Source organism: Micromonospora sp. NPDC050795 (genome assembly GCF_044456785.1).
Lineage (GTDB): Bacteria > Actinomycetota > Actinomycetes > Mycobacteriales > Micromonosporaceae > Micromonospora.
This window is the reverse complement of sequence record NZ_JBITGE010000009.1, coordinates 1-25,283: the sequence shown is the minus strand read 5'-3', so window position 1 is coordinate 25,283 and position 25,283 is coordinate 1. Positions and strand designations below refer to the sequence as shown.

Sequence of the window (25,283 nt, the reverse complement as noted above, 5' to 3'; positions counted from 1 at the left end):
CTGGGCGGTCACCCACTCGCCCCGCTGACCACCGCCATCATGATCAGGGTGCGTCGCCGACGCTGACTCGTCAGCGCGAAACAGGCGGTGAGCGCCACCAGCTCCAGCTCGGCCCACTCACCGGTGACGTCGACGCGGATCGGCCCGCCGCGTCGGCCGGGGAGGCGTACGGCGAGGCGGTGCCCGTCGCGTACCAGTTCACCGCCGCAGCGACCGGGCACCCAGTGGGCCACCCCGCCGGGCCCTGGCACGTGCGACCGACCCGGGTCGAGCCGTACCGGCACGCCGTGCTCGCTCCGGGCGGTGAACCCGACGCGTCGGCGGTCGGTCGGCGCGACAGTCCAGCGGCCGGTCCCGGTGCGGATCTCGCCGCACCGCCAGGTCCAGCCGGTACGCAGCGAAGCGCGCGCCCCGGAGTCGAGGACGAAGGCCCCGTCCTGTTTGCGGACGGTCAGCGTGGTCATCGGCTCGCCCTTTCCGGGCGCGACCGGGGCAGGCCGAGGATGAGGATGACGCCGACGCTCAGGTGCAGCAGCGCGAGGGTCGCCTTCGCTCCCCCGCCGACGCCACTCGGCGGCCCGAGCACGAGTGACAGCAGCAGGACGGCGACCGCGATCGAGGTCCACCAGACGCGGGAGCGGTTGGTGCGGCGTTCCAGCACCGCGAGCAGCGCCCAGCCGGCCAGTGCCGCGACCGCGGTGGCCACGATGACCGCCGCCACCGTGATCTGCCGGGTCGAGTTCGCAGACCTGACCGCCAGGTCGACGCCGGCCGCCGAGCGCAGGAGCGCGACCTCGACCACCGCCACCACGATCGCGCCGGCCGTCACCGCGGCCCGTCCCAGGAGAAGGTTGTTCGTCATGGCCTGAGTTTGTGGACCGGGCCGGGCTGGACGCGTCGGTCCAGACGCCGCGGCGGGTACGTCCGCTGGCGGCCCGGCGTACTACCGAAGGAGGTGGTCCGGCCGGCCGCGAGCCCAGTAGCGTGCGCCATGTGGATGCGGCGACGTGCGAGGTCAGGCCGGCGCGGACGTGGCGTTCCGTCCCGGTGGTCGTGACGACCATGGCGATCGGCGTCCTCGTCGCGACCATGCTGTGGTCCGCCACCCGCTCCAGCTCCGCCGGCCTGGTCGGCATCGACGTCGCGCTGGCGGTGGCCTCCCTGGCCCTCGTCCCGGTGGTCGTCCGCCGCCCGCAGGTCGCTGGTGTGCTGGCCGGCCTGCTCGTCGCGCTGTCACCGGTGGCCACGCCGGTGGCCAGCTTCGCGGTGCTGTTCATCGCCCGCAACCGGCCGTTTCGGCAAGCTGCGGCGGTGGCGACGGTCGGCGTGGCGGGCGAGGCGGTTCAGGCGCTCTGGCGGCCGGTGCCCAGCCTGCCGTACGGGTGGCGGCTGGTGCTGATGACGATCGCCTACGCGGCCCTGCTCGGCTGGGGCACCTGGGCGCAGGCCCGCAACGCCCTGCTGGCGGCGCTGCGGGACCGGGCCCGACGGGCCGAGCGGGAGCAGGAACGACGGGTCGACGAGGCGCGGGCGGCGGAGCGCAGCCGGATCGCGCGGGAGATGCACGACGTGCTGGCCCACCGGCTGTCCCTGCTGGCGGCGGCTGCCGGCGCGATGGAGTACCGGCCGGACGCGCCGCCGGAGCGGCTCAGCGCCGCCGCCGGGGTGATCCGGGCCAGCGCACACCACGCTCTCGACGAGCTGCGCGAGGTCATCACCCTGCTGCGCAGCGACGACACCGAGTCGCCGACCGACGCGCCACCCGGGCAGACCCTCGCCGACCTGCCGCGCCTGGTCGACGAGGCGCGGGCCGCCGGGCAACAGATCGAGGTCGACGACCCGTTCGGCCCGCCGGTCGAGATCCCCTCGACGGTTGGCCGCACCGCGTACCGCATCGCGCAGGAGGCACTGACGAACGCCCGCAAACACGCCGCCGGTCAGCCGGTCCGGCTGGTGCTGGGCGGCGCGCCCGGCTCCGGGCTGAGTATCGCGGTGAGCAACCCGACCACGCCCGACAGCGGTGCCGCCGGTAGCGCCGGTACCGGCCTGATCGGCCTCGCCGAACGGGCTGCGCTCACCGGCGGTCGGGTCGCCCACCAGGTCGACGCCGGAGGTCGGTTCCACCTCACCGCGTGGCTGCCGTGGCCGAGGTGACGGCTCCGATCAGGGTGGTCATCGTCGACGACGATCCTCTCGTACGGGGAATGCTCACGCTGATGCTCGACGGCGCCGACGGGATCGTCGTGGTGGGTGAGGCCGCCGACGGCGCCGCGGCGATCACGGCGGTGGATCGGCACCTGCCCGACGTGGTGCTGATGGACATCAGGATGCCCGGCGTCAACGGCATCACCGCCACCGAGCGCCTGCGCCGCCGCCACCGGCCACCCGAGATCATCGTGCTCACCACGTTCGACACCGACGAGCACGTGCTGCGAGCGCTCCGAGCGGGCGCGAGCGGCTTCCTGCTCAAGGACACCCCGCCCGAGCAGATCAGCCAGGCCGTCCGGGCGGTGGCGGCCGGCAACCCGATGCTGTCGCCGGGCGTGACGCGCCGCCTCATGCAGCGGGTCGCGTCGGGGGCCGAGTCCTACGAGCAGGCGCACGAGCGGTTGGCCCTGCTCACGCCCCGGGAACGCGACGTCGTGCTGGCCATCGCGCAGGGGCGCTCCAACGCCGAGATCGCCAGCGAGCTGCTGATGAGCGTGACGACCGTGAAGGCCCACGTCTCGCACATCCTGACCAAGCTGGATCTCGACAACCGCACCCAGATCGCCCTGCTCGCCCACGATGGTCGGCTCCTCTGACGGGGAGCCGGGGTCAGGCCAGCACCGCTGGCAGCACGAGCAGGGCGAAGCGGATCACCCGCCCGGAGAGGCAGGCGACGGCGAACTCCCAGCGTCGAAGGCCCCCGGTGCCGGCGGCGAGGCTGACGACGGCCAGCGGTGGAACTCCGACCGCGGCGGGGGCCAGCACGGTCGGCAGGGCTGTGCGGCGGCGGGAGAGCCACCGTTGGATCGGCTCGGTCCAGCGCGCGGCCCGAGTCGCCGCGCGACCTGACTCTGCCCGCTTCGCGATCTTCAGGGCCAGCCGCCCCGACCCACGACGCGCCGACTCGAACAGCAGCAGCTTGCCGGCGGTCTGCCCGAGCGCCAGGGCGAGCACGGCGACGAGAGCGTGGCCGCCGCGTTGCCCGGCGACCACGGCGTAGGCCTCGGCGTTGACGATCGGGACGAGCGCCGACGCGACACCGTAGCCGAGCGCCACCACGGCCTCGGCGAGGCTGCTCATGCCCGGCCGTCCCGTTCGAGCAGCCGGACCACCGCGGCGACCGACCACAGCTTGACCGCCACGACGGCGACGGCGACGGCCAGCGCGAGCAGGTACTGCCCGAACGCGATGGCGCCGATGACGCCGGCGGTGTTGGCGACCTTGGCCAACGGCGACCAGTTCCACGCCCACACCCGCCGGTCGACCAGGTGGAAGTAGTTGGGGCTGAGCACCGGCCAGCACAGGAACGCCAGCGACAGCATGGTGTCCAGCACCAGGAACGAGAGCAGGAAGACCACTGCCACGACCGCGACGTCCGGCACGAGGGAGACCAGGCCGACGCAGAGTACGGCGGTGCACGCCCGGTCGCTCACGATGTCGAAGACGGCCCCCGCCCGGGTCTCCTGGCCGAGTCGACGGGCGGCCCAGCCGTCGAGGACGTCACCGAGCCAGTAGATACCGTACGATACCGCCATCAATGCCACCGACCCGGAGACGAGGGCCCCCACCCCGACGCTGACAGCGGCGACCGTGCGAACGGCGGTGATGTAGTTGGGAACCGTACGGAGCGGGCCGACGGTGATGGCGGCGCGGGAGTCGACGAGAGTCACCTCCGCAGAGTCGTCCGGCGAGCGTTCTCGCGGAACGTGCCGCGGTGCCGTTCCGGCTCCGAGGGCGGTACCGGGGTGCCGGCCGATCCGGTACCCGGGTACTGGCCGGCCTTCCGGCCCGTCACGGAGACTGTGCTGGTGCTGACTGGAATCCGCGAACGGCTGCGCGACCCCGGGCGGGTGCGCCGGCTCGCGTACGCTGCGGCGGCTTTGATCATCGCGGCCGTGGTCACCACCGTCGAGGACGGCGTGTCCGTGCCGGCGGGCTGGGCGTGGCTGGTGCTGCCGGTCGGCCTCGGGGCCACGGCGCTGCGCCCCCGCTACCGCACCGCGGTCTTCGCGGTCTGCGCGGGTTTCGTGGCGATCGTGAGCACCGGAGAGTCGGTGCAGCTGGGCCTCGCGGCAGCCGGCCTGGTGTTCGTCTCGGTCTGCGAGGACCCGGCCCGACACCCGTGGCTGGGGTGGGTGGTTGGCCTGATCGGCGCGGCCGGCGCCCTCACCATCGCGCTGCTCAACGGGCGAGGGGTGTACGAGCAGCCGCTCTTCTTCGTGACAGCCGGCTACCTCCTCGCGGTCCTGTTCCGATCGTGGTCACGTGGCTTCGCCCTGACCCGGGAGACAGGCGAGCTACGCGAGGAGGCGGCCTGGCGCGAGCAGCGTGCCAACCTGGCCCGCGAGCTGCATGACGTGGTCGGCCACCACGTCACCGCGATGGTGGTGCAGGCCGAGGCCGGCCAGCTCAGTGACGATCCGGGGGCGGCGTTGCGGGCGATCGCGGGTAGTGGCCGCACCGCACTGAGCGAGCTCGACACGCTCGTCGTGCACCTGCGCGATCCCACCGCGTCGATAGCGGTGAGCGCGCCGCCGCGCCTGTCCGACATCGACGAGCTGCTCGCCCAGCCGCTACGTCAACAGGGCGTGACGGTGCGGGTCGAGCTGGACCCCGACCCGGGCCTCGACGAGATCGGTGTGTTGACCGCCTACCGCATCGCCCAGGAGGCCCTCACCAACATCTCCCGGCACGCGAGAGCCACGGCGGCCTGGGTCGAGCTGATCCGGGTCGGCGACCATGTTCGCCTGCGGGTCAGCGACGACGGCATCGGCCCGCCCCGCGCAGCCACGAGCGGCTCGGGTCTGCTCGGCATCGGGGAACGCGTCTCCGCGCGCGGCGGGAGCTGGGAGCTGAGCCAGCGCCCCGGCGGAGGCACAGTGGTGCAGGCCAATCTTCCGGTGGTGAACCCGTGATCCGGGTCGCGGTCGCCGACGACCAGGAACTGGTCCGGGACGGTTTCAGCCTGATCCTGCGATCTCAAGCCGACATCCAGATCGCGGCCGAGGCGGCCGACGGCCGGCAGCTCCTCGACGCGGTGCGGCGCGACTCCCGCATCGACGTCGCCCTCGTCGACATCCGCATGCCGGTACTCGACGGCCTGCAAGCCACCCGTGAGCTGGCCAGAATCCCACACGCGCCGGCCGTCATCGTCGTCACCACCTTCGACGACGACGCCTACGTCCTGGACGCCATCGCCGCCGGCGCACGCGGATTCCTGCTCAAGCGGTCCAGCGCCCGCGACCTCATCGCCGCGGTGCGCACCGTCGCGGCCGGCGAGGCGGTCCTCTCCGCCGAGGTCACCGGCGCCGTCCTCGACCGGGTCCGCGCCACCGGGCCGGCCACCCAGGTGGAGTTGGCGGCCTACCAGCTGACCGCTCGGGAGACCGACGTGCTCGCCCTGATCGGCGCCGGGCTCAACAACAACGAGATCGCCGAACGCCTCTACCTGTCCATGAGCACCGTGAAGACCCACGTGACAAATGTGTTGGCCAAGACCGGCAGCCGCGATCGTGTAGGAGCCGCCATCCTGGCGATCCGGGCCGGCCTCACACCGTGACTCAGGAGCCGGCGGGTGCCGGCCGGCTCCCCGGGCTGGCCTGCCAACCTCCGAAGATTGAACCCATGTCGCGAAACTCCCGTGAACCCGCTCGGCTTCTGGCCCCACGAACCCTGCCCGGCCACACCGCGGCCGGCCGTCGGGATCAGCCTTGGCGGCGCTACCGGAAGCGGTCAGCGGCTGACGGTCGTAGGGTTCCGGTATGGCACAACGACTCGTGAGCGTATGGCAACCGTTCTTCCTTGCTAGCGAGAGTCAGGGCGCGGCCATCGACGCCGCGACGGAGTTGGAGGGCCTGGGCTACTCCCGAATCTGGTTCTCCGGTGGGTTCGGCGAGAACGTCGCCCCCCGCTTCCGGGAGATCCTGGACGGGACCACGCGCATCGGGGTCGCGACCGGGATCCTCAGCATCTGGCACTCGACGCCACCCGAGGCGGCGGCGTTCGCTAAGGACGCGGAGCAGGCGCACCCCGGCCGCTTCCTGCTCGGACTCGGCGCCAGCCACGCGGTGGTGGTGGAAAGTGACGGCACCGACTATCGCAAGCCGTACTCACGGATGGTCGATTACCTCGACGGCCTCGACGCGGCCGGGCTCACGCCCGAGCGGCGCATCCTGGCGGCACTGGGCCCCCGGATGCTCGAACTCTCCCGCGACCGCTCGACCGGGGCGCACCCGTACTTCGTCCCTGCCGAGCACACCGCCGAAGCCCGGGCGGCAATCGGGCCCGACCGGCTGCTCGCCCCCGAGGTCGCCGTGGTCCTCGACGCGGACGCCACCACCGCGCGCGCCACCGCCCGCCAGTACACGAGGGGGTATCTCGCGCTGCCGAACTACACCAACAACCTGCGGCGATTCGGCTGGACCGACGAGGACTTCGCCGACGGCGGCAGTGACCGCCTCGTCGACGCCCTGATCCCGTGGGGCACCGTCGAACAGGTGGTGGCCGGGTTGGAGAAGCACTACCAGGCCGGCGCGGACGAGGTGGCGATCCAGGTGCTCAACGGAGGCGACGACAAGGCGTTCCCCGTCGACGCGTTCCGCGTCCTCGCCGCGGCCCTGATCTGACCTCCGAAGCCCCGGCGACATGATCGGGGCCTGCCGGTGGTGGAAGCGCCGCGACACCACTCGCTTACCCGACGAGGTCGAGGCCGGTCAAGTCGGCCGACAGCGCCCAGAGGCGGGCTGCCTCGCCGCTGTCGGTAGGGCTGCCATCGGTGGTGCGACAGTCCACGCAGTAGTCGCCGCCCTTCGCGTCGAGATCGGGTGACGTGGCGGCCCACACCTGGGTCGCCGCGCCCTGCTCGACCGTCTTGAACAGGCCGGGCGCGGGCGCCCCCTCCGCGTCCATCCAGCCGGCGGCGACCATCTCCTCGACCGCGAGGTGTCGTTGCAGAGGGGTGAGGATCCAGCCGGGGTTCACGGAGAAGGCGCGGACGCCGTGCGTCGCGCCGAGCATGTCGAGGTGGCGGGCGAACAGGATGTTCGCGAGCTTGGACTGGGTGTACGCCTCCCACTTGTCGTAGCCGCGCGCGAACTGCACGTCGTCCCACCGGATCCGCCACGCCGGCTCGCGCCCGGAGGCCACCGAGACGACACGAGCCGCCCTGGCGGTGGTGAGTGCGGGCCACAGCAGGTTCACCAGCGCGTAGTGGCCGAGGTGGTTGATCGCGAAATGCGCTTCCCAGCCGGGCCCCACCCGCGTCTCGGGACAGGCCATGACTCCGGCACCCGCGATCAGGATGTCCAGAGCGGGGTGGTCACGCAGGAACCGTTCGGCGAACGCGTGGACGGAAGCGAGGTCGGCCAGATCGAGCTGGTCGACCTCGACCCCGGCCACGTCGGCGAGTGCCCGCCGCGCCGCGTCGGGCCGGCGAGCGGGGACGACGACCCGAGCCCCGGCCTGGGTGAGCGCGCGGGTCGTGGCGAGACCGAGGCCGGAGTAGCCGCCCGTGACGAGGGCGGTCCTGCCGGTGAGGCGGATTCCGGTGAGGACGTCCGCAGTAGTGCTGTGGGCACCGAACATGGAGGAGGTCATGCCGCGGACGCTAGGTGCTAGACCGAGGTCCAGGTCAATGGCTACGGTCGAGGCCATGGCGGACGGCGGCCTCAGCATCGGGCAGGTGGCTCAGCGCACCGGGTTGACTGTGCACACTCTGCGGCTCTACGAGCGTGCGGGCCTGTTGGCCAGCGACGTGCGCCGCGACGGGTCCGGCAGGCGCGTCTACAGCGCGTGGGACGTCGAGTGGCTGACGAATTGTGTGAAGTTCCGGGCCTCCGGAATGCCGCTCACGACGATCGGCCGCCTGGCCCAACTCGTCCGCGAGGGCAGCGGCAACGAGACCGAGCGGCTCAAGCTGCTCCGCGAACACCAGCGCCGCGTCACCGAGCAGCTCACCCAACTGCAGGACTGCCTCGACCTCATCGACGCCAAGGTGACCGGCTACGAACGACACCTCACCGCCGGCGCCTCAGGTGATCCGTGGCAGAAACAGCCCCATCCCGCGACGGGAGGATGACGCCGTGATCGGTGACCGGTGGGGCGTGACCAGGAACGAGACGACCCGGTCCTATCCCTGCGACGACTTCGTCGCCTCACCCGCTCTTCAGGCATGGCGGGGAGTGTCGGTCGCGGCGCCCCCCGCAGCGGTGTGGCCGTGGGTGGCCCAGGTGAGGCTTGCCCCGTACTCGTATGACTGGCTCGACAACCTGGGCCGCCGCTCACCTCGCGAGTTGCAGGGCCTGTCCGAGCCTCACGTCGGCGAGGCGTTCACCACAGCGGGTGGGCGGAAGCTGGGAAGAATCGTCTCGGTCGACCCCGGCAGGCAGCTCACGAGCACCATCATGGGCGCCTTCATGTCCTACGTCCTGGTGCCCTGGGAGCGGACAACCACGCGTCTGCTCCTCAAGGTCGTCATGCAGACGCCCCGCTGGGCCGCACCAGGGCTGTCCGTCGGAGACCTGATCATGGCGCGACGGCAGTTACTGAACCTGAAGCAACTCGCCGAGCGCAGCCGGCACCGGTGAATGGAACGAGCAACGATCCCACCTGCCCGGTCTCGTCGGCGATGCCGACCATCTGAGCCTGTCGCGGCTGGTGGGCGAGAGCGGCTGGCGAGTCGACTCCGGCCAGGCCGGCACCCTGCACGAGCTGTTCACCGACGACGGCATGATCGACATTGGGCAGCCAGCTCAGGGGCGCGACGCGATCCGCGCCTGGGGCGAGGAACTCGATCGCAACAACCCCTACCCTGGCATCCGGCACCTGGCGTCCAACATGCGCTTCGTCTCCACCGGAGCCGACGCCGACGGCCGTGACACCGCCGAAGGGGTCACGGTGCTCACCGTCTACCTCAACGACGCCGACGGCCGGCCGACCAGCACCCCCTGGGTCGTCGGAGAGGACCACGACCGGTTCGTCCGCACTGACACCGGGTGGCGCTTCACTCACCGCACCTGGGTGCAACTGTTCAGCCGGGACCAGGCATAGCCGCAAACGCACCCGCGTTTCCCGGCGTCATTCATTCCGCGACCAATGCTGCTGGTCGTGGCTGCCGTCGTCGACGCTGCCATGGCTTCAGGTTGCGGTGTCTGGTTGGTGGGTAAGACCTGAATGTCGGGCACATGGGTACGCTGCACCGGCGGTGGCCTCAGCCGACCCCTTCCGGGCAGTGGTGGCCGCCCCCACCGATCGGTGACACGTTCCCCGTATCCGCAGACGAGAGGCGAACCCCCACCATGACCGCGGTACCAGGCCAACGGTCTACTGCCGCTGCGCGTCCGGCCACTGCCGAGCAAGCAGCGGAGGAGGACCTGCGGGCGCTGTTCGGGCAGTCCATCGCCGTCTTCGCCTCTCTGGCCGGGCCAGAGCACCTGCTGGAGACGGCGAACCCGGCGTTCCTCGCCACCATCGGCGAGGAGCGGGCCCGGGTCGGGGTCGCACTCGCCGAACTGATGCCTGAGCTGGCCGGTCAGGGATTCATCGCGCTCCTGGACCAGGTCCTCCGCACGGGTGAGCCCTACACCGGCCGTGACGTCCGGGTGGTGCTGGGCAGCGGCCCGCAGGCGAGGGAGGCGTTCTTCGACTTCACCTACGAGCCGCGCCGGGGCGCGGACGGCAACGTGACCGGCATCAGTGTGCTGGGCGTGGAAACCACGCAGGTCAAGCATGCCCAACGGCTGATGGCCGAACACCGCGCCCTGGTGGAGCAGATCGCCCGCCAGGCGCCCCTGACCGAGGTGCTCGACGGGATGGCCCGCTGCATCGAGAACCTCGCACCGCAGGAGGTGCTCGTCTCCGTGCTGCTCGCCGACCCCGACGCCCGGCACCTGCGCCATGGCGCCGCGCCGAGCCTGCCGGACTTCTACAACCAGGCCACCGACGGCATCGCGACCGGCGAAGGTGTCGGTTCGTGCGGCACCGCCGCCCACCGGCGGGAACCGGTGATCGTCACCGACATCGCCACCGACCCGTTCTGGGACGACTTTCGAGGGCTGGCCGACCAGGCCGGGTTGGCGGCCTGCTGGTCCACGCCGATCCTGGCCCGCGACGGCGGCCTGTTGGGCACCTTCGCGATGTATCACCGCACCCCGCGAGTCCCGCAGGACACCGACCTCGCCCTCACCCGGCTCTTCGCCGGCACCGCAGCCCTGGCCATCGAACGCCACCACATCGAGCAGGCGAAACTCGCCGCCGAGGCACGCGCCAAGTCCGCCAGTGACGAGCTGGCCAAGGTGCTGCGCGTGGAGCGGGAACTGCGCGCCGAGGCTGAGCAGCGCGCCACCGTCGCGGCGGAACTCGCCACCCAGATGCGCGCCGCCGCGGCCGCGCAGGCCGCCGCGCCGCACCCCGAGCACTGCCAGCTCGGCGGTGCCGCCGGGTGCACGGCGCCAGCCGAGGTCAAGGTCGCCGATTCGTGGGGTGACGCGGCGTGGGGCTGCCCCGCCCACGTCGAGGAGGCCATCCTCAACGTGCGGTCGGTGTTCATCGCCAGCGAGGAACTCGGCGGCCTGACCGCCTACCTCAACCGCTGATGGTTCCCGATGCCGCGCTGAAGGTCAGTGGAGCATCGACCCACGGACGCTGGAGAACGCCGTTGTTCCCGGGCATCCGTGGATCGCGTCAGCTCGGTCGAGATAGCCGGAGAGCGACGAACCAACCCCGAGGCAGACCCTCCGTTCCGACCGGCTTGCGCGCGTACCTCTTGTCACCCAGCAGGAGACGCAGCTCGCGCATCTCGACCTGCCTCACCAGGGGTGGCCTGCCGAACACCTAGGGCCGCCACTCCTTGCGGTAGTCGGGATGCTCGTTGTGCGACTGCCCGAGCACCCGCAGCGCGTACGCGAGACCAGCGAACCGCTCGTCGTCACGGTCCATGGCTTCGTACTCCTTTGCCAGGTTGTCGACCAGGTCGAGCATTGGCAGGTGGCTGTCGAGGAGCGCTTCGCTCCCGAACCGGTGAAACACGTCGGTGTACGCGTGGCAGTCCGCCTCGTACCGGCGGTGAAGGAATCGCAGGAGATCTTCCATCCGCCGATTCTCACCCACGGTCACAAGTGCTTGACCCTTCAAATTTCCACCGGTAGCCTTTTGGCAGACATCCATGCTCATCTATTTAAGTAGGTGAACCGTGCTGTTGAGATCCATCGCCCTCGCCGCGTCCGTCGCTGGCGTGCTGGCCACCGCCCCTGCCGCCTCGGCGGCAACCTCCCAGGGATCGGCCGACTACTGGTCACCCGGGAACTGCCCGCAGGGCACGTTATGCATCTGGCCCAACTGGGATCATCCGGCAGAGGGCCCCACCGCGACTCCGTCCCTGGTGACCACCACTGAATGGTCCGGCAACGTCCCGGCCTTCAACTACTACAACCGCACCTCCCGCAACGCCGAGATCACCTGGTCCTACAACTATCTGGGGACGCAGCTCTCCGGCGCGATCTGCGCTCGCCCCGGCGGCGGGGATCTCTATGTGCCCATGTTCGTGACGAAGGTGAGTTGGCAGCCGCGCACCTGCTGATCCTCCCCGCGGATTTCGGCGACGGATCGTGGCCGCTGCCTGGGCGAATCGCGGCAGTGGCCAGGAGCCGTCGCCGCACGTCCGACGGGGTCAGGGCGTCCACCGCACGCCCGGGTTCACCCGCCCGGACCAGTCGAAGACCGCCATGTTGTCCCACTGATTTCCGGTGCCGTTGATGTTGGCCGGGTCCCAGCCGTTGCCGCGGACGGCGTACCAGGTCGGTTCCCAGTAGAAGACGCCGATGGCCCCCGCGTTGCGGGCGGTGTTCTGCACCCAGTCGAACTCCTGGGCCTGCCCGGACCAGGTCGCGCTGATGCCGTCACAGGTCGCGTCGCCGATGGCGTTCGGCTCGCTGTCCGCGTTGTTCCGGGTGAAGGGGTACGCGGTCTCCACGATCACCACCGGCTTGCCGTAGCGCCCCCGCAGGTCGACGATGTTGTTGTAGAGGTTCGCCATGCTGCCGTGCCACATGCAGTAGTACGACTGCCCCGTGATGTCCCACTGCACACCCTGCGCTCGGATGCCGTCGTAGAACCATCGGGCGTTGGCGTTGCTGTCGGCGTTGGCGGTATGGATCATCACCGGGATGCCGCTGCCGCACGCCTTCGTCGCGTTGTAGCCCTGCTTCAGCAGGCCGGCCAGCGGGGCGAAGTCGTTGTTGACGACCTTGCCCTCGTTCCACAGCATCCCGACGTTGATCTCGTTGCCGATCTGCACACTGTCCGGCAGGTTGCCCTGCCCCCGCAGGCTGGAACAGACGTCGTAGGTGAAGGCGTAGACGTCGGAACGCAGTTGGCTCAGGCTGTGGCCGACCCAGGCGGCCGGCTTGTACTGCTTTCCCGGGTCGGCCCAGGTGTCGGAGTAGTGGAAGTCGATGAGCACCTTGAGGCCCTTCGCCCTGGCCGCCCTCGCCTGACCCAGCACCGCGCTCTTGTTGTTGTAGCCGCTGAGCGGGTTGTTCCAGACGCGCAACCGGACGTAGTTGACGCCGACGGACTTCACGATGTCCAGTGGGTCGCGGGCGACGCCACCGGCGTCGTAGTACCTGGCGCCCAGATCCAGGCTGCGCTGCAACGAGGAGACGTCGGCACCCCGCATGGTGAGCGTGTTCGCGGCGGAGGCGGGCGCGGGTGCGCCGCCGAGCGTGCTGGCGACGCCGAGGACGCCGACTGCGACGGCCGCGAGCAGAGCCCTGGCACTGCGGTGATGGGGTGTGGCCGAATGCGTGTTCACGAGACTCCTTCAGCCCACCGTGCAGGGAGCGCCGTTCAGCGAGAAGCCGGTCGGTGGGGCGTCACTGACGCCCCACCGCCCCTGCACGCCGAAGGTCGCAGAGCCGTTTGGCGCGAGGACGCGGTTCCAGTCGACGTTACGAGCGGTCACGACGGCCCCGGTCTGGCCGATCGTGGCGTTCCACCCCGAGGTGACCTGCTGGTCCCCCGGGAAGCTGAAGGTGACGATCCAGCCGTCGATCGGTGCCGTCCCGGCGTTGTGGACTGTCGCAGTGGCCACGAAACCCCCCTGCCACTCGGACTGGTTCCGGTAGGTCACCCGGCAGGTCGAGGGCGGCGGGGGCGTCGGAGTGGTCGTCGTCGTGGGCAGAGTGACAGTGTTGGACGCGATCGACACGTTGCCCACCGCGTCCCGGGCCCGCACGTAGTACAGGTTGCGCAGCGGCACCGACGCAGGTAGCGGCGCCGTGTACGTGGTACCCGGCACGGTGGCGACCAGTTGCGACGTGAACCAGCCGTCGAACCGGTAGACGTTGTAGCCGAGCACGCCGACGTTGTCCGTCGACGGCGACCAGGACAGCGTGCCGGTCGAGGCGGCCACCTCGCCGACTGTCAGGTTCTGCGGCGCGGTCGGAGGGGTGGTGTCCGGGCCGGTGTCCGTCACCGGGGTGACCACTGTCAGCGCATTCGACCAGTTCGAGCGTTGCCCGAGGCTGTCCCGGGCGATCAATCGGAACGTGTACTGCTGTCCCGCCCCAAGGTAGCTGGTGATCGTGGTGCTGGTGACGGCCCCGACGCTGGCGCTGAAGACGATGTCGCCGAACTCCTGGTAGTACGTGATGTCGTACCCGGTGATGGCGCAGCAGCCGGACGTGGCGGCCGTCCAGGTGAGGGTGACCGACGCGCTGCGGACCTCGCTGGCGGTCAGGTTCGTGGGCGCACTCGGCGGGACGGGCGAGGTGCTCGGCGTACTGGACGGCGCAGTCGGAGGTGGTGTGGCGGTCCGGGCCGTCGCTGCGACGGACACCGCGGCCCCAGCGGGCGCCGGGGCGACCAACGGGTACGCGGCGGGCGTCACGGTGCCGGCGTCGGCCGCCGACGTGGCGCCCAGAGCGCTGGCGAGCACCGCCGTCGACAGCACGACGGCGACCAGCAGGCCCGGCCGCAGTCGGCGGATCAGCGAGGACGAGGGAGCGCCTGTCATACGTCGACGATGCAGCAAGACATCGATGATCGCCAACGTGTCTCACACCTCGGCCGCTGATTAACCCAGCACATGTGGGTGCGGTCGAACGATTCACTGGGAGCGATACCAGTGGGGCAAAATCCAATCCCTCCGATCGCTAGACTCGCCGCAACGCCGGCACCGCCCGCAGAGCCCGAGCCCGCGCCAATCCCGATCGAATGGAGACGCCTGTGACCCGCGACAAGGCGGCACCCCCCGGCATCGACCCCAACATTCCCAGCGTGGCCCGGGTCTATGACTTCTTCCTGGGCGGCAAGGACAACTTCGAGGTCGACCGGCAGGTCGCCGAGCACGCCCTGCGGATCACACCGGACGGGCCGGCAGCCGGCCAGGCGAACCGGGCCTTCCTGCGTCGAGTGATCCGATTCCTGGTCACCGAGGCCGGCATCGATCAGTTCCTCGACATCGGATCGGGGCTGCCCACCCAGGGCAACGTGCACGAGGTCGCCACCGAGCAGAACCCGAAGGCTCAAGTGGTCTACGTGGACAACGACCCGATCGTCCTGACGCACGGGCGGGCTCTGCTCGCCGCGGAGGGCACCGCGACGGTGATCCAGGCGGACATCCGGGAGCCGCAGGAGATCCTCAACCACCCCGACGTACGCCGGTTCCTCGACTTCGACCGGCCGATCGGCCTGCTGCTCTTCGCCATCCTGCACCACCTTGGCGACGACGAGGACCCGAAGGCGGTGGCGGCCGCGTTGATCGACGCGCTGCCCTCCGGCAGCTACGTGGCGATCTCGCACTTCCGCGACCCGGGCGAGCGAGACCCGGAGGGCTCCCGCAAGGCCCGCGAGGTCGAGCGGGTCTTCAACGAATCGCTCGGCACCGGCCGCTGGCGCACAGACGAGGAGATTCTCTCGTTCGCCGATGGGCTGACGGTGCTGGAGCCGGGTCTGGTGCCGCTGGCCGAATGGCGCCCAGAGCCGGACGCACCGACCACGGTGCAGACCGACACCTATCACACCTTCGTCGGGCTCCTCGCCCGCAAACCGTAGACGCCGTCTTCTGGTGAGCGCGTCGGCGGGGCGCCCCCGCCGACGCGCTCACGTGTCAGATCTGAACGTGGTTGTACCGAGCCTGCCTACGGTGCGGGTTCCAGTACGACGACTGGGATCTGTCGGGTCGTCTTGCGCTCGTAGTCGGCAAAGCCCGGATACGCGGTCTTCTGCGCGCTCCAGATCCGTTCCCGTTCGTCCCCGGCGGCAACCCTGGCGACCAACTCGACCTTGTCCGTACCGATCTCGGCTTGGGCCTCGGGGTGGGCAAGCAGGTTGTAGTACCAGTCCGGATTGCTGGGCGCACCGCCCTTGGACGCGAACACGGCATAGCCGCCGTCCACCTTCTGGTACATCATCGGGTTCACGCGAGGCTGGCCGCTCTTGGCACCGACAGTGTGCAACAGCAGGAGCGGAGCGCCAGCGAACTGACCACCGACCTGCCCACCGTTGGCGCGAAACTCAGCGATGATCTTGTCATTCCAGTCGCTCATGCCTTCTCCTCGCCCCGCGCACCGGCTCCGTCCACAAGATTCTTACAGCTTTGACCGGCGCGTGACACTGCGACCACGCTGCCGGTCGACCACACCGTTTCCAATCCGTGGTCGGTGGCGTAGAGCAGGTATGGCCGCAACTCATGGGCGCCTTCCAGGTCGCGGCGCAGCGCGTACAGATGAGCTGACCTGGCCGCCAGGATCGGTTGGGCGGCGAGCAGGGCCCCGAGATCCCCGAACCGCCAGTCCACGCCCAGCAGCTTCCTGACCCGTGACAGCAACTGAACCCCGTCGAGCGGAATCCCGTCCACATAGACGTCGGCGGTTAGTGGTAGGTCCGGATCCGGGTCGGCCGGCAGAGCGAAACCGGAACGCCGCCACACCTCGAACCCGGAGGCAGCAACATCGAGGTCGACTTCCCCGAGACCGCCCAGGTCGGCCCAGAACACCGGCCCGCCGCCGTCGCACCTGAGGAAGAATCCCCGATCGCCCTCTTGGCCGATCAGGAGGTAACCCGTGAGCCACTCGCCGACTCGGTAGGTCGCGTTGCGTTCCACCAGGGATTCCAGGCAGTAGATGACCACTCCACCGGCGACGACGTCGTCGGCGACACACGCCAACCAGCGCTGGTAGGCGGCATCCGTCCGGGAAATGAGCCGCTCGACCATTTCCACCGCCGGCTCCCACCTGTCGTCACCAGGCGCGGACACGCCTGCACCGGCTGGCCCCAACCCGACACCCCGGAAGCCGACACCGTAGCCCGACCCGCACCGCAGAAGTCATCGTCAAGACCAGCCCCGCCCACTGTATGAGGCCGGCCCACCGAGGAGTCGCTTGCCGGCCTGGCAGGGGCGCTCCTGGTGCTCTCGTCCTGCACCTGGGTCGCGTTCTGGCCGCTGCCGTACCCGCTGGCGCCCCGGGCAGCGCGGCAAGCACTAACCGCCTCTGACCAGGCATTCTTGACGTATGGACCGTCCGATGAACCTACCCCTGGAGGTATCAACATGTTCACCACGAGGTTCTGGAAGGCCACCGCCGAGCGGGCGGTGAAGAGCGCCGCACAGGGTCTGCTGCTCTACTGGGGCGCTGACGTCGTGTTCAACGCCTGGCAGGCGGACTGGGCAGCGGCCGGTGGCATCGCGTCCGGTGCGGCGGTGCTGTCAGTGCTCACCTCACTGGTGAGTGCGAAGGTATCGGGAGAGGGCGACTCGCCCAGCCTCGTCGGCGCCGAGCAGTAGCCTCATTCGGCTGCGAACGGTGCGTCCCCGCTGACGTCGGTCGGCGGGGGCGTCTCACTCTCTGAGGTGGTCACCCGAGCCGACCGTCAAGCGTCGAAGCGGAAAACAGCACGGTCGACTCGCGCAGCAGGGTCGGCAGGTCGCCAAGGTTGGCGAACGCACACCCGCCCCAGCTCGGGTCGGTGTCGTTGTGCTCAGTCGTACGAAGCACGGTCATGCCGACCGCTGCCGCGCCGGCCAATTCGCCGTCCGCGCCGTCACCGACGAAGACGCATTCAGACGGAGCGACGCCCAGGCGCTCGGCGGCGATGCGGTAGATCGCCGGGTCGGGCTTGGCAAGCCCGACTTCGCACGAGAAGACCGCGACGTCGAGGCGGCGGGCGAGCGAGCTCTGCGGCCATGCCTCGGCGGTCTCGGAGGTGGCGTTGCTGATGAGGGCCAGTGGATGCCCGCCGTCGCGCAGCACGTCGAGCACGTCGAGGGTGGCGGTCGAGACAGCGCCCAACACCCGGCGCGCGAGGGCACGGCGATGTTCACCGGCCGAGACATCTCAGCATCCTACTGAGGCCGTCACCGCCGTCGACCGCTTGCGATCCCGGGTCACGGCCTCTGGATCATGGAACTGAGGGTGGTTGGTGCTGGTATCGGACCAGCGATCTCTCCGATGTTCGGGAGTCGGCCACCTGATGCGGACGGCTACCGACCGGCGCGCAGCTCAGCAAGGACCTGCGCGGCCTCGGCGCGGACCTGTGCCGGGCAGCCCCAGTAGTCGTAGATGCCACCGCGCTCGCTGTTGTGACCACAGATGACGAACACGCCGGTGCCCAGCCGGCGTTTGAACTCGGTGGCCAGCCATCCGACGAACCCGCTGTTGTCCACGTCGGGCGGGAAGTGCACCGAGAACACCGCGAAGCGCTCACCATCGGTCCCGGCACCCGGTGCCAACCAGGACCACCGGTCCTCGTCGCGCACCACGGCCAGCAGGTCAGTCGTCAAGGCCGGTGGCTGGGTGAGCGGTGCCTCGAAGAACGACCACTCACCATCGAACATGACCAGCTCGGCGGCCGCGATGACCCGCCGCAACCGCTGCGCGGTCTCGTCACTGGACTCCTGGCTGATGCTGACCATGCGCCGATCTTGCCCGATGACGCCAGCCGACGCAGTCGCCCTCGACACACCGCCGCCGGCCAGCCCCTTGGCTCACCTGATCTGCGACCCGGCACCGCTGCAGCGCTCAGGTTCTAGAGGCTCGGCGGTCGGGCTACGACCAGTTCGGTGTCCGGGTCGTGATCTACCGGTGAAGGGCCCGCGACGATCAGGGTGGCTCGGAGCCACGGCTGTTCTCGCAGCATGAAGGGCAGTTCCTCCCGCAGCCAACTCGCCACGTGTTCCCGCTGTTCGGAAGAGTCGCCGTCGCGATCGACCAACAAGCGCTCCTGATCATCAAGATCGCCCTGTAGGTATATCGAGGCGTCCAGCCATGGGGCCATTTCCTCCCGGATGATGCCGGTGCCCTCGACCCACACGAAGTCGACGTCGACGGGGACGGTGATCGATCCGGCTCGATCGTGACTGATCCAGGCGTCGGGACGGAAGTCCACCGGTTCCCCCCGGTGCAGGGGTCGCAGGATGTTCTCGGTGAGTACGGCACCCCAGTCGAAGTAGGCGTGGTTCCAGGCCACGTCGTCGGTGTGCACGACGGCCGAGCTGGGTTCCACCTGACGCAGTCTCCCAGCCAGGCTCGTCTTGCCTGCACCACCCCGGCCGTCGATAGCGATCACCCGCGGACGCCCGCTGACGTCTGGTGATGCGTCGCGTAACTGCCGAACGGCGTCGAACACGGTCACGACCTGCCAGCCAACGGCTTCTACCTCACCAGGATGTAGGCGCATCGACAGCACGTACCCCCAACGCCTGCCGGTGATGCGACTCGCCCCGGCCATCCCGACGCTCCTATTGAGGTCAGTGCCGCCGGCTCCCGTCCGCCGACGATCCTGGTCGCCACGGTCCTCGTGGATCTCAGTGTCCGCGATCGCCGTTCGGGATTGGCCTGGTGGTTCCGTCCAGAAGCTCGATCAGTTTGCGGCGGGTGTCGGTGGTGTCGGGATGGTCGGTGCCCAGCACCCGTTCGCAAACCGGCAGCAGCGCGGCGAATTGGGCCCGGGAGCCTTCGGGGTCGCCCGCTTTTCCCGTCCAAGAGGCAAGTTCGTGCTGGCTGCCCAGCGTGTCCGGGTGTCCCGGACCTTGGACGCGTGCGCGGACGGGGACGAGTGCGGCGAACAGATCTCGTGCGGCGGCGGCGTCGCCCGCGTATCCGATCCAGAGGGCAAGGCCATGGCGGGTGGCCAGGGTGTTGGGATGTTCCGGGCCCAGGACGTGCTCGCGGATGGGTAGCAGCGCGGCAAATCGATCGCGAGCAGCGGCGGCATCGCCCGCGTATCCGATCCAGCGCGCCAGGTGATGTTGGGCGTGCAGGCAATCCGGGTGCTCCGCACCGAGTGTCCGGCGGAAACTGTCGGCCACGCCGATGAGCAGGTCGCGGGCCGCTCTGGCGTCGCCCGACCAGCCGGTCCACTGGGCCAGCCGATGCCGGGTGGCCAGCGTGTCCGGGTGTTCGTCGCCCAGTACCCGTTCCCGGACCGGTAGCAGCGCGGCGAACTGATCGCGGGCAGCGGCTGCGTCGCCGGACCAGCCAGTCCACTGGGCGAGCCCCTGCCATGACGCGAGGGTGGCCGGATGTTCTGGGCCGAGGATGCGCCTCTGGACGGGTAGCAGTGCCGCGTACTGATCACGGGCCGCCACGATGTCGCCGGTCTCTCCGGTCCAGCGGGCCAGCTGGTTGCGGGTGTCGAGGGTGTCCGGGTGGTCGGTGCCCAGCGCCCGTTCCTGAGCGGACAACAGCGCGGCGAACTGATCGCGTGCGGCCACCGGATCGCCGGCGAATCCGGTGGTGTATGCCAGGCGGTACCGGGTGGTGAGGGTGTCGGGATGGTGTGCGCCCTGCTCCCGATCCCGGATCGACCGCAGGGCGCTCAGGTGGTCGAGGGCTACGGCGTACAGCCCAGTGGCATTGAGGTGACGGGCGGCGTCTTCGGCAATGCGAGCGGAACGGATGATCAGGCCGGTGTCGGTGGTGCGGGCTGCCTGGTTGAGCAGGTGGATGGCATGCGGGGCAGCGGCCTGCCACCGTGGCCACTGCCCGGAGTCGTCCGGGTCGCCGTCGGCGAATCCGGCCAGCAGTGTGACCGCCAGGCTCAACTGGGCCACCGGATCAGCGGCGGCGCGGATGAGCGGATGGATGCGCAGGCTCGCCGCGTCCTGTTCGCCATCCTCGACTGTGATCAGGCCAAGTGTGGCCAGGGCGCGCAGTGACTCCTGCGTATCGCGGGGATTCAACGGTGGTCCCAGCAGCCCGGTCGGAATCGGCGCGTCGGCGAAGGTGGCGAGGAGCCACATCAGCGACCGGGCTTCAGGCAGGCCGCGACTGTCGAGCAGGTCGAGCGACAATTCCCAGGTACGGCTTACGGCCTCGCCGATGGTGGCCTCGCCGAGCTGATCGATCGCGGCCTGATAGGCCGCGAAGGTGGTCGCGATGCCGGGTAGCCGCAATTGCTGTGCGTCGGCCAGGGCACGGCCGGCCAGGCTGAGAGCCAGCGGCAGGCCGCCGAGACGCTGCGACAGTGCGACGGCCTCTCGTACGCCACCCGCGCGGTTCCCGGCGTGTTCGAGCAGTACGGCCGCACCGTCGGAGGCGGACAGCATCGGGATCGGGTGCATTCGGCACCAGGTGGTGTTCCACACCTCGGGGTCGCCGTCGCGAGTGGTAATCAGTAGGGATCCCCGACGGTTCGGTACCGGCCGGACCCACCCCCGAGCGGACGTGACCGGCTCACCGTCCAGTCCCAGCAACCGGGTGTCGTCGGCGTTGTCGATGACCAGCAGCCACCGTCCGGGAACGGCGGACAGCAGCCTCCAGAGCAGATCCGGAGCGCCGGTGAGCCCGGACCAGGCTCGCTGAATGTCGTGATCGGAGGCGCCGAGATCGGCGACGAGCTGCCGCATGCCGGTCTGCAGGGCGGTGGCGTTCGCCGCCGAGACCCACCAGACCTTTGCCTTACGATCGGCGAATCGCCTGGCCACCAGCTGAGCCACAGTGCTTTTGCCCGCACCGCCCATGCCGTGCAGCACCCGTACCCGCGCCGCTGGCTGGTACCACCCGCGATTGAGCCTGGTGAGCTCGCCGACCAGTTCGTCACGGCCCCGCGTGAATGCGGCCGGCTCCGGCACGGCAAGCGAGATCATCCCTGGTGTTCCCGCGGGTGCCATGGTCGACGCTACGTCGCGGGCCGGCTGCTGTCGGCGCAGCGCCAGGGCGCCGAGAACAACCTGGGCCATCCCGAACGCCAACCCGGCTACCGCGATGAACCCACCGGTCCAACCCGCCTGCCCGTTGGCCTGAGCCCGGGTTGTGGTGAATAGCCAGTAACCGCCCGCCGCCAGAAAAACCACACCACTGACGAGAAAGATCCATCGCATCCATCGACGGGCTCGTGTCACGCGTGGATGGTAGCGGGCAGGCTGCCTGCGGTTCGGCACAGCGCGAGGACCCTTCTGTCGCTGGGCCAACGACCTCCAGAGCCAGCGACAGCCGGTCTGACGTAGCCGCCCGGGCCTGCCCCGAGGACCACCAGATCGATCTGTTCGGTCCCCTCGTTCATGGTGGAGGCCCCTTCAGCCAGTCCGCGAGGAGGGGGATCGTGTCCCTGAGGGTGTCGACACGGTGGTGAGCGCAGGTCAGTTCGTCGGCAGGGTGTGTGGTGCGGACGGCGACGACCGTCATGCCGGCAAGCCGGGCTGCTTCGATCCCGGCGGGAGCGTCCTCGATCACAAGGCAGTTCGCTGCGGGGGTGTCGAGAAGGTGTGCCGCGCGCAGATAGCCCTCGGGGCTCGGCTTGCCGCGCCGGACCTGGCTGCTGTCGACCAGGACGGGAGGATCCGGCAGGCCGCCAGCGCGCAGCCGCTGCTTCACGGTCGGCGTTCGACCCGACGTGACCACACCCCACGGGTGACCATCGAGCAGGCTCAACACGGCGGCGGCGTCGGGGTAGACGGGGAAGGCGTCGCCTTCGGCGGCCATGATTTCTCGAACGAGCCGGTACTCGGCGTCAACGTCGAGGTGCGGGGCCACCACCGCGATGGTGTCGACGGGCCGGCGGCCGTGGGTATGGGACCAGACCAGGTCCGGGTCGAGGTGGCGTAGCGTCGCCCACCGGCTCCAGATCCGGCGGTATGCCGGATAGGAGTCGACCAGCACGCCGTCGACATCGAACAACAACGCAGATGGAATTGACATCACGTCGCCTGGCTTTTTAGCAGGTCGATGGTGGCGGTGGCCTGACCGGCGATGTCGTGGAGCAGGCGGGCAGCGGGCAGGACGTCGTTGACGAGGCTCACGGACTGGCCCGCGTACAGGGCCATGGCTGACAGGTCACCGGTCATCCCGGGCAACGGAATCAGGTCCTCGTATCGAGGTCGGCTCTCGCCAGATGCGTCGATGGCGACGACATCACCCTCGCCGGGCCGCAGTGGGGCGGGCGGCGAGCCGGCCGCCTGCCAACGCTGAAGGGTCGTGTTGCGTAGCGCGCGATGCGTGGCGTTCGGCCATCCGCCGTCGAAGCAGAGAGTGTGTACGGTGTCCGCTCCGGTGGCCGCGATCAGGTGCTGCCGGTACACCTCGTGGGTGGCGGCCTCGGCAGCGGCCAGGAAGCGGGTGCCCAGCATGGCACCCTGGGCGCCGAGCGCGAGCACCGCCGCGACGCCACGCCCGTCCGCGATTCCTCCCGCAGCCACCACCGGTACCGGCCCGACCGCGTCGACGATCGCCGGCACCAGAGACATGGTGGTCGTGCCGCCCCGGACGTGACCGCCCGCCTCCCAGCCTTGGGCCACGACGACGGCCACCCCGGCCGTGACAGCCTGCACGGCCTCGGCGATGTCACCGATCGTGTGCAGGTGCAGCGCGCCGGCCCGGTGAATCCGGCCGTGCACCGGCGACGGGTCGCCCCAGAAGGTGGAAATGATCCGCAGCTTCTCCTGCAGGCACACGGTGAGCAGATCGTCCACCGGGAAGTCGAGAACCAGGTTTGCCCCGAACGGCCGGGTGGTGAGCTCCCGGGTACGCCGGATGCTCCGCCGTGCCTGATCTGGGGTGTGCCACGTCAACGCCAGCATGCCGAGACCACCGGCCTCGGACACCGCCGCCGCCAGTTCCGGTACCGCCGCAGAACCCACGGGCGCCTGAATGATTGGCAGATCGATGCCCAACCGGTCACACAACGCAGTGCGCAATCGCCTCACGAAGCAGCCCCGATCGCTTCGGAAATCGAATCAGCACATCGGACGGTACTGTATCGAATATCGAAGCATCAAGAGGGGCGGCGCGGGCGATGACGGCAGCCAGGCCGGGCAAGCCGGTACGCGGATCGAGTACCGGACGACCCCTCATGGCCGCCCTCGACCTGTTCGGGCGTCGCTGGAACCTGCGCATCATCTGGGAGTTGCAGCATGGTCCGGTCGGCTTCCGCGCGCTCCAGCAGCGCTGCGACAACATGTCATCCAGCGTGCTGCGGCAGCGGCTGACCGAGCTGCTCGACGCCCACCTCGTCGCTCAGCAGGCGGACACGGCCTATGCGCTCACCGACCTCGGCCGCGGCGCCTACCAGGCCTTGCGCCCGCTCGTTCGCTGGTCCGACGCATGGGCCTCGACGTTGAGCGTGGACGACAAGGCCTAAACCCGCGAAACGTCTACCCTGGCGTTTCGGAAGCGAAATCGCTACCGTGCTTCTGAATCCGAAGCATCGGAGTCTGGTCATGGCTCGCATCCCAGCGCTCGAAACGCCGTTCACGCCCGACCTGATGGCACAACCCGCCACGATGATGCCGCCCGGCGGGCCTCCCAGCTTCGCCGACGTCACGGCCCCCTGATGGCCGGCCCACCAGTGGCGGTGGTGAACGCCTGCACCCGCTACGGGGAAGGCGGTAGCCCCACCACAGTCGTGATCGACGATGCCATGCTCATCGACGCCGAACGGCACGCGACGCCCTGAGGGCCGGCACCTCCCACACCGCGTTCGTCGACACCACCACAGCGGACGCACCCGGGGTGCGGTTCTTCACCAGCACCGGGGAGCTGCCGAACTGCGGGCACGGCACCATCGCCGCGCAGGCCGTGCTGCTGGACCGCAGCGGCGCCATGGAGCACCACGGCCGCCAACGCAGCGGAGGCCGCACCTTCGCCACCACCGCCATCCGGCGCCATAACGGCATTGAGGTCTGGTTCGACCAGGGCGTCATCGCCTTGTCGGACCATGCCGACGCTACTGGCGGTGGCATCATCGCGGCCCTCGGCCTGGAACGAGCAGACATCGCCGCCGACCTACGGGTCGCGTCGCCGGGCAGGCCACGACTCCTCGTTCCCGTCCGGGATCGCCGCACACTGCTGTCCATGCGGCCCGCCTTCGATCGGCTGGCAACCGAGTGTCGGCTACTCGGATATCTCGGCTGCTTCACCTACGCGCTGCCCCCAACCGCAAGAACGGGCGCAGCCCGGATGTTCGCCCCAGCGATCGGCGTCGACGAGGACATTGCAAATGCCAACAGTGTCGGCTGCCTCGCCGCTCACCTGCTCGACACATCCGGCAACAACGCGATCGAATCCACCAGGGCGACACGCATCAAAGCCCATCATCGGTCTTCGCCAGCGCGACACACAGCGCAGACGGCATCGTCGCCAGAATCGGTGGAATGGTCGACCTCGGCCCGCCGTAGCACCACCGCCCATCTGCGCGCGCCAGCCGCCTCCACCCACGACTGACACTCCGGGACCGTCTCTAAGTGCGACCTTCGACCAGCGCAAAGCCGCGGGCCAGATAGTTCGGCAGCGCGTGCGGATGATCCCAATTCGAGGTACGGAGCCAGACCCGCCGGGTTCGGCCGCCCTGCTCTGCACTGCCCTGCGGACCTTGCTGATTCCATGCGGCCTGCGTCAGCAGCGACAAAGCGCAACCACCGTACCCATGACCGGTGTACTCCGGTCTGAGGCCGAACGTGTCCAGTTCCACCTCCGGCCCTGAATGCCAGCGCAGACAGCCCCAACCAGCCAGCTTGTCGTTCACCTCGATCCACCAATGACGCAGCGCGGTCACGTCCGCGCTGGTGGTGTAAGAGACGGCCATCGCGGGATCCGTTTGATGTTAAGCGGCGATCGGGCTGGGATCGGTGTGGTCGGTGTTGT

Annotated in this window: 32 protein-coding genes; 15 read left to right on the top strand and 17 right to left on the bottom strand. The window is 69.7% G+C overall.

What is annotated here, in order from left to right:
- Positions 1 to 8 precede the first annotated feature (8 nt).
- Positions 9 to 464, bottom strand: a complete 456-nt coding sequence (locus ACIBEF_RS10240; protein WP_396792849.1) for a hypothetical protein — start codon at positions 462 to 464, stop codon at positions 9 to 11.
- Positions 461 to 862: a DUF6069 family protein gene (locus tag ACIBEF_RS10235; protein WP_396792847.1), complete on the bottom strand. Its 402-nt coding sequence runs from the start codon at positions 860 to 862 to the stop codon at positions 461 to 463. The genes ACIBEF_RS10240 and ACIBEF_RS10235 overlap by 4 nt, the downstream gene beginning before the upstream one ends.
- A 200-nt stretch (positions 863 to 1,062) precedes the next feature.
- Here ACIBEF_RS10235 and ACIBEF_RS10230 point away from each other — a divergent pair, with 200 nt between their 5' ends.
- Both ACIBEF_RS10230 and ACIBEF_RS10225 read left to right on the top strand, forming a co-directional pair.
- Entirely contained in the window at positions 1,063 to 2,154 is a 1,092-nt protein-coding gene (locus ACIBEF_RS10230; RefSeq protein WP_396793114.1) for a sensor histidine kinase, read from the top strand.
- Entirely contained in the window at positions 2,151 to 2,804 is a 654-nt protein-coding gene (locus tag ACIBEF_RS10225; RefSeq protein ID WP_396792845.1) for a response regulator, read from the top strand. Before ACIBEF_RS10230 ends, ACIBEF_RS10225 begins: the two co-directional genes overlap by 4 nt.
- A gap of 13 nt (positions 2,805 to 2,817) precedes the next feature.
- Here the strand turns inward: ACIBEF_RS10225 and ACIBEF_RS10220 are convergent, their stop codons facing one another.
- Both ACIBEF_RS10220 and ACIBEF_RS10215 read right to left on the bottom strand, forming a co-directional pair.
- Positions 2,818 to 3,288 carry a hypothetical protein gene (locus ACIBEF_RS10220; protein WP_396792843.1) on the bottom strand — a complete coding sequence of 157 codons (471 nt, stop codon included), beginning with the start codon at positions 3,286 to 3,288 and terminating at the stop codon, positions 2,818 to 2,820.
- Positions 3,285 to 3,878, bottom strand: a complete 594-nt coding sequence (locus ACIBEF_RS10215) for a CDP-alcohol phosphatidyltransferase family protein (RefSeq protein WP_396792841.1) — start codon at positions 3,876 to 3,878, stop codon at positions 3,285 to 3,287. Before ACIBEF_RS10215 ends, ACIBEF_RS10220 begins: the two co-directional genes overlap by 4 nt.
- Before the next feature lie 138 nt (positions 3,879 to 4,016).
- On the opposite strand from ACIBEF_RS10215, the gene ACIBEF_RS10210 reads away from it, so the two are divergent.
- The 3 genes from ACIBEF_RS10210 (at position 4,017) to ACIBEF_RS10200 (ending at position 6,833) form a co-directional block, all read left to right on the top strand.
- A complete protein-coding gene (locus tag ACIBEF_RS10210; protein ID WP_396792840.1) occupies positions 4,017 to 5,123 on the top strand; it encodes a sensor histidine kinase in 1,107 nt (368 codons plus the stop codon).
- Positions 5,120 to 5,767 carry a response regulator gene (locus ACIBEF_RS10205; RefSeq protein ID WP_396792837.1) on the top strand — a complete coding sequence of 216 codons (648 nt, stop codon included), beginning with the start codon at positions 5,120 to 5,122 and terminating at the stop codon, positions 5,765 to 5,767. Before ACIBEF_RS10210 ends, ACIBEF_RS10205 begins: the two co-directional genes overlap by 4 nt.
- Positions 5,768 to 5,969: 202 nt before the next feature.
- Positions 5,970 to 6,833 (top strand): TIGR03620 family F420-dependent LLM class oxidoreductase, encoded by an 864-nt coding sequence (locus tag ACIBEF_RS10200; protein ID WP_396792835.1) that lies wholly within the window; start codon positions 5,970 to 5,972, stop codon positions 6,831 to 6,833.
- Between the two features lie 64 nt (positions 6,834 to 6,897).
- On the opposite strand, the gene ACIBEF_RS10195 is transcribed toward ACIBEF_RS10200, so the two are convergent.
- A complete protein-coding gene (locus ACIBEF_RS10195) occupies positions 6,898 to 7,803 on the bottom strand; it encodes an oxidoreductase (protein ID WP_396792832.1) in 906 nt (301 codons plus the stop codon).
- 37 nt (positions 7,804 to 7,840) lie between these two features.
- Between ACIBEF_RS10195 and ACIBEF_RS10190 the strand changes: the two genes are divergently transcribed.
- From ACIBEF_RS10190 to ACIBEF_RS10175, 4 genes are all read left to right on the top strand, one after another.
- Positions 7,841 to 8,284: a MerR family transcriptional regulator gene (locus ACIBEF_RS10190; protein WP_396792829.1), complete on the top strand. Its 444-nt coding sequence runs from the start codon at positions 7,841 to 7,843 to the stop codon at positions 8,282 to 8,284.
- 4 nt (positions 8,285 to 8,288) lie between these two features.
- Positions 8,289 to 8,792 (top strand): polyketide cyclase, encoded by a 504-nt coding sequence (locus ACIBEF_RS10185; protein ID WP_396792826.1) that lies wholly within the window; start codon positions 8,289 to 8,291, stop codon positions 8,790 to 8,792.
- A 22-nt stretch (positions 8,793 to 8,814) separates the two neighbouring features.
- On the top strand, positions 8,815 to 9,255 hold the full coding sequence (locus tag ACIBEF_RS10180) for a nuclear transport factor 2 family protein (RefSeq protein ID WP_396793112.1): 441 nt from the start codon (positions 8,815 to 8,817) through the stop codon (positions 9,253 to 9,255).
- Between the two features lie 248 nt (positions 9,256 to 9,503).
- Positions 9,504 to 10,799 (top strand): GAF domain-containing protein, encoded by a 1,296-nt coding sequence (locus tag ACIBEF_RS10175; protein WP_396792824.1) that lies wholly within the window; start codon positions 9,504 to 9,506, stop codon positions 10,797 to 10,799.
- Positions 10,800 to 11,037: 238 nt separating this feature from the next.
- On the opposite strand, the gene ACIBEF_RS10170 is transcribed toward ACIBEF_RS10175, so the two are convergent.
- Positions 11,038 to 11,295, bottom strand: a complete 258-nt coding sequence (locus ACIBEF_RS10170; RefSeq protein WP_396792822.1) for a DUF6221 family protein — start codon at positions 11,293 to 11,295, stop codon at positions 11,038 to 11,040.
- A 100-nt stretch (positions 11,296 to 11,395) separates the two neighbouring features.
- On the opposite strand from ACIBEF_RS10170, the gene ACIBEF_RS10165 reads away from it, so the two are divergent.
- Complete coding sequence (locus ACIBEF_RS10165) at positions 11,396 to 11,782, top strand: hypothetical protein (protein ID WP_396792821.1); 387 nt, start codon at positions 11,396 to 11,398, stop codon at positions 11,780 to 11,782.
- A gap of 90 nt (positions 11,783 to 11,872) precedes the next feature.
- Here ACIBEF_RS10165 and ACIBEF_RS10160 read toward each other — a convergent pair whose 3' ends face one another.
- Both ACIBEF_RS10160 and ACIBEF_RS10155 read right to left on the bottom strand, forming a co-directional pair.
- Entirely contained in the window at positions 11,873 to 13,015 is a 1,143-nt protein-coding gene (locus ACIBEF_RS10160; RefSeq protein WP_396792819.1) for an arabinogalactan endo-beta-1,4-galactanase, read from the bottom strand.
- Between the two features lie 9 nt (positions 13,016 to 13,024).
- Positions 13,025 to 14,218, bottom strand: a complete 1,194-nt coding sequence (locus ACIBEF_RS10155; protein ID WP_396792817.1) for a cellulose binding domain-containing protein — start codon at positions 14,216 to 14,218, stop codon at positions 13,025 to 13,027.
- A gap of 212 nt (positions 14,219 to 14,430) precedes the next feature.
- Between ACIBEF_RS10155 and ACIBEF_RS10150 the strand changes: the two genes are divergently transcribed.
- Positions 14,431 to 15,258 carry an SAM-dependent methyltransferase gene (locus ACIBEF_RS10150; protein ID WP_396792815.1) on the top strand — a complete coding sequence of 276 codons (828 nt, stop codon included), beginning with the start codon at positions 14,431 to 14,433 and terminating at the stop codon, positions 15,256 to 15,258.
- An 86-nt stretch (positions 15,259 to 15,344) separates the two neighbouring features.
- On the opposite strand, the gene ACIBEF_RS10145 is transcribed toward ACIBEF_RS10150, so the two are convergent.
- Positions 15,345 to 15,752 carry a nitroreductase family deazaflavin-dependent oxidoreductase gene (locus ACIBEF_RS10145; RefSeq protein WP_396792813.1) on the bottom strand — a complete coding sequence of 136 codons (408 nt, stop codon included), beginning with the start codon at positions 15,750 to 15,752 and terminating at the stop codon, positions 15,345 to 15,347.
- Positions 15,749 to 16,426, bottom strand: coding sequence for a hypothetical protein (locus tag ACIBEF_RS10140; protein WP_396792812.1), 678 nt, complete (start codon positions 16,424 to 16,426; stop codon positions 15,749 to 15,751). The genes ACIBEF_RS10145 and ACIBEF_RS10140 overlap by 4 nt, the downstream gene beginning before the upstream one ends.
- 330 nt (positions 16,427 to 16,756) lie before the next feature.
- Between ACIBEF_RS10140 and ACIBEF_RS10135 the strand changes: the two genes are divergently transcribed.
- On the top strand, positions 16,757 to 16,990 hold the full coding sequence (locus ACIBEF_RS10135; RefSeq protein WP_357232695.1) for a holin: 234 nt from the start codon (positions 16,757 to 16,759) through the stop codon (positions 16,988 to 16,990).
- Positions 16,991 to 17,060: 70 nt separating this feature from the next.
- Here the strand turns inward: ACIBEF_RS10135 and ACIBEF_RS10130 are convergent, their stop codons facing one another.
- The 6 genes from ACIBEF_RS10130 to ACIBEF_RS10105 form a co-directional block, all read right to left on the bottom strand.
- Complete coding sequence (locus tag ACIBEF_RS10130; protein WP_396792811.1) at positions 17,061 to 17,465, bottom strand: HAD family hydrolase; 405 nt, start codon at positions 17,463 to 17,465, stop codon at positions 17,061 to 17,063.
- Positions 17,466 to 17,686: 221 nt separating this feature from the next.
- On the bottom strand, positions 17,687 to 18,118 hold the full coding sequence (locus tag ACIBEF_RS10125) for a DUF6196 family protein (protein WP_396792810.1): 432 nt from the start codon (positions 18,116 to 18,118) through the stop codon (positions 17,687 to 17,689).
- A 113-nt stretch (positions 18,119 to 18,231) separates the two neighbouring features.
- Positions 18,232 to 18,708: a hypothetical protein gene (locus ACIBEF_RS10120; RefSeq protein WP_396792809.1), complete on the bottom strand. Its 477-nt coding sequence runs from the start codon at positions 18,706 to 18,708 to the stop codon at positions 18,232 to 18,234.
- 301 nt (positions 18,709 to 19,009) lie between these two features.
- On the bottom strand, positions 19,010 to 21,547 hold the full coding sequence (locus ACIBEF_RS10115) for a tetratricopeptide repeat protein (protein WP_396792808.1): 2,538 nt from the start codon (positions 21,545 to 21,547) through the stop codon (positions 19,010 to 19,012).
- A gap of 157 nt (positions 21,548 to 21,704) precedes the next feature.
- Positions 21,705 to 22,343 (bottom strand): HAD-IA family hydrolase, encoded by a 639-nt coding sequence (locus ACIBEF_RS10110; RefSeq protein ID WP_396792807.1) that lies wholly within the window; start codon positions 22,341 to 22,343, stop codon positions 21,705 to 21,707.
- A complete protein-coding gene (locus ACIBEF_RS10105; protein ID WP_396792805.1) occupies positions 22,343 to 23,347 on the bottom strand; it encodes an NAD(P)H-dependent flavin oxidoreductase in 1,005 nt (334 codons plus the stop codon). Before ACIBEF_RS10105 ends, ACIBEF_RS10110 begins: the two co-directional genes overlap by 1 nt.
- Positions 23,348 to 23,493: 146 nt before the next feature.
- On the opposite strand from ACIBEF_RS10105, the gene ACIBEF_RS10100 reads away from it, so the two are divergent.
- The 3 genes from ACIBEF_RS10100 to ACIBEF_RS10090 all read left to right on the top strand — a co-directional run bounded on the left by ACIBEF_RS10100 (position 23,494) and on the right by ACIBEF_RS10090 (position 24,863).
- Entirely contained in the window at positions 23,494 to 23,781 is a 288-nt protein-coding gene (locus ACIBEF_RS10100) for a helix-turn-helix domain-containing protein (RefSeq protein ID WP_124855833.1), read from the top strand.
- A 192-nt stretch (positions 23,782 to 23,973) separates the two neighbouring features.
- Entirely contained in the window at positions 23,974 to 24,096 is a 123-nt protein-coding gene (locus ACIBEF_RS10095; protein ID WP_396792803.1) for a hypothetical protein, read from the top strand.
- On the top strand, positions 24,093 to 24,863 hold the full coding sequence (locus ACIBEF_RS10090; protein ID WP_396793110.1) for a PhzF family phenazine biosynthesis protein: 771 nt from the start codon (positions 24,093 to 24,095) through the stop codon (positions 24,861 to 24,863). The genes ACIBEF_RS10095 and ACIBEF_RS10090 overlap by 4 nt, the downstream gene beginning before the upstream one ends.
- Positions 24,864 to 24,879: 16 nt before the next feature.
- On the opposite strand, the gene ACIBEF_RS10085 is transcribed toward ACIBEF_RS10090, so the two are convergent.
- Positions 24,880 to 25,224 (bottom strand): GNAT family N-acetyltransferase, encoded by a 345-nt coding sequence (locus tag ACIBEF_RS10085; RefSeq protein ID WP_396792801.1) that lies wholly within the window; start codon positions 25,222 to 25,224, stop codon positions 24,880 to 24,882.
- Positions 25,225 to 25,283 lie beyond the last annotated feature (59 nt).

Excerpts from the sequence above, each read along its gene's own strand:
- ACIBEF_RS10240 (WP_396792849.1), bottom strand. The coding sequence starts at position 464 with ATGACCACGCTGACCGTCCGCAAACAGGACGGGGCCTTCGTCCTCGAC.
- ACIBEF_RS10235 (WP_396792847.1), bottom strand. The coding sequence starts at position 862 with ATGACGAACAACCTTCTCCTGGGACGGGCCGCGGTGACGGCCGGCGCG.
- ACIBEF_RS10230 (WP_396793114.1), top strand. The coding sequence starts at position 1,063 with ATGGCGATCGGCGTCCTCGTCGCGACCATGCTGTGGTCCGCCACCCGC.
- ACIBEF_RS10220 (WP_396792843.1), bottom strand. The coding sequence starts at position 3,288 with ATGAGCAGCCTCGCCGAGGCCGTGGTGGCGCTCGGCTACGGTGTCGCG.
- ACIBEF_RS10200 (WP_396792835.1), top strand. The coding sequence starts at position 5,970 with ATGGCACAACGACTCGTGAGCGTATGGCAACCGTTCTTCCTTGCTAGC.
- ACIBEF_RS10195 (WP_396792832.1), bottom strand. The coding sequence starts at position 7,803 with ATGACCTCCTCCATGTTCGGTGCCCACAGCACTACTGCGGACGTCCTC.
- ACIBEF_RS10190 (WP_396792829.1), top strand. The coding sequence starts at position 7,841 with ATGGCTACGGTCGAGGCCATGGCGGACGGCGGCCTCAGCATCGGGCAG.
- ACIBEF_RS10175 (WP_396792824.1), top strand. The coding sequence starts at position 9,504 with ATGACCGCGGTACCAGGCCAACGGTCTACTGCCGCTGCGCGTCCGGCC.
- ACIBEF_RS10170 (WP_396792822.1), bottom strand. The coding sequence starts at position 11,295 with ATGGAAGATCTCCTGCGATTCCTTCACCGCCGGTACGAGGCGGACTGC.
- ACIBEF_RS10155 (WP_396792817.1), bottom strand. The coding sequence starts at position 14,218 with ATGACAGGCGCTCCCTCGTCCTCGCTGATCCGCCGACTGCGGCCGGGC.
- ACIBEF_RS10145 (WP_396792813.1), bottom strand. The coding sequence starts at position 15,752 with ATGAGCGACTGGAATGACAAGATCATCGCTGAGTTTCGCGCCAACGGT.
- ACIBEF_RS10135 (WP_357232695.1), top strand. The coding sequence starts at position 16,757 with ATGTTCACCACGAGGTTCTGGAAGGCCACCGCCGAGCGGGCGGTGAAG.
- ACIBEF_RS10125 (WP_396792810.1), bottom strand. The coding sequence starts at position 18,118 with ATGGTCAGCATCAGCCAGGAGTCCAGTGACGAGACCGCGCAGCGGTTG.
- ACIBEF_RS10110 (WP_396792807.1), bottom strand. The coding sequence starts at position 22,343 with ATGTCAATTCCATCTGCGTTGTTGTTCGATGTCGACGGCGTGCTGGTC.
- ACIBEF_RS10100 (WP_124855833.1), top strand. The coding sequence starts at position 23,494 with ATGGCCGCCCTCGACCTGTTCGGGCGTCGCTGGAACCTGCGCATCATC.
- ACIBEF_RS10095 (WP_396792803.1), top strand. The coding sequence starts at position 23,974 with ATGGCCGGCCCACCAGTGGCGGTGGTGAACGCCTGCACCCGCTACGGG.
- ACIBEF_RS10085 (WP_396792801.1), bottom strand. The coding sequence starts at position 25,224 with ATGGCCGTCTCTTACACCACCAGCGCGGACGTGACCGCGCTGCGTCAT.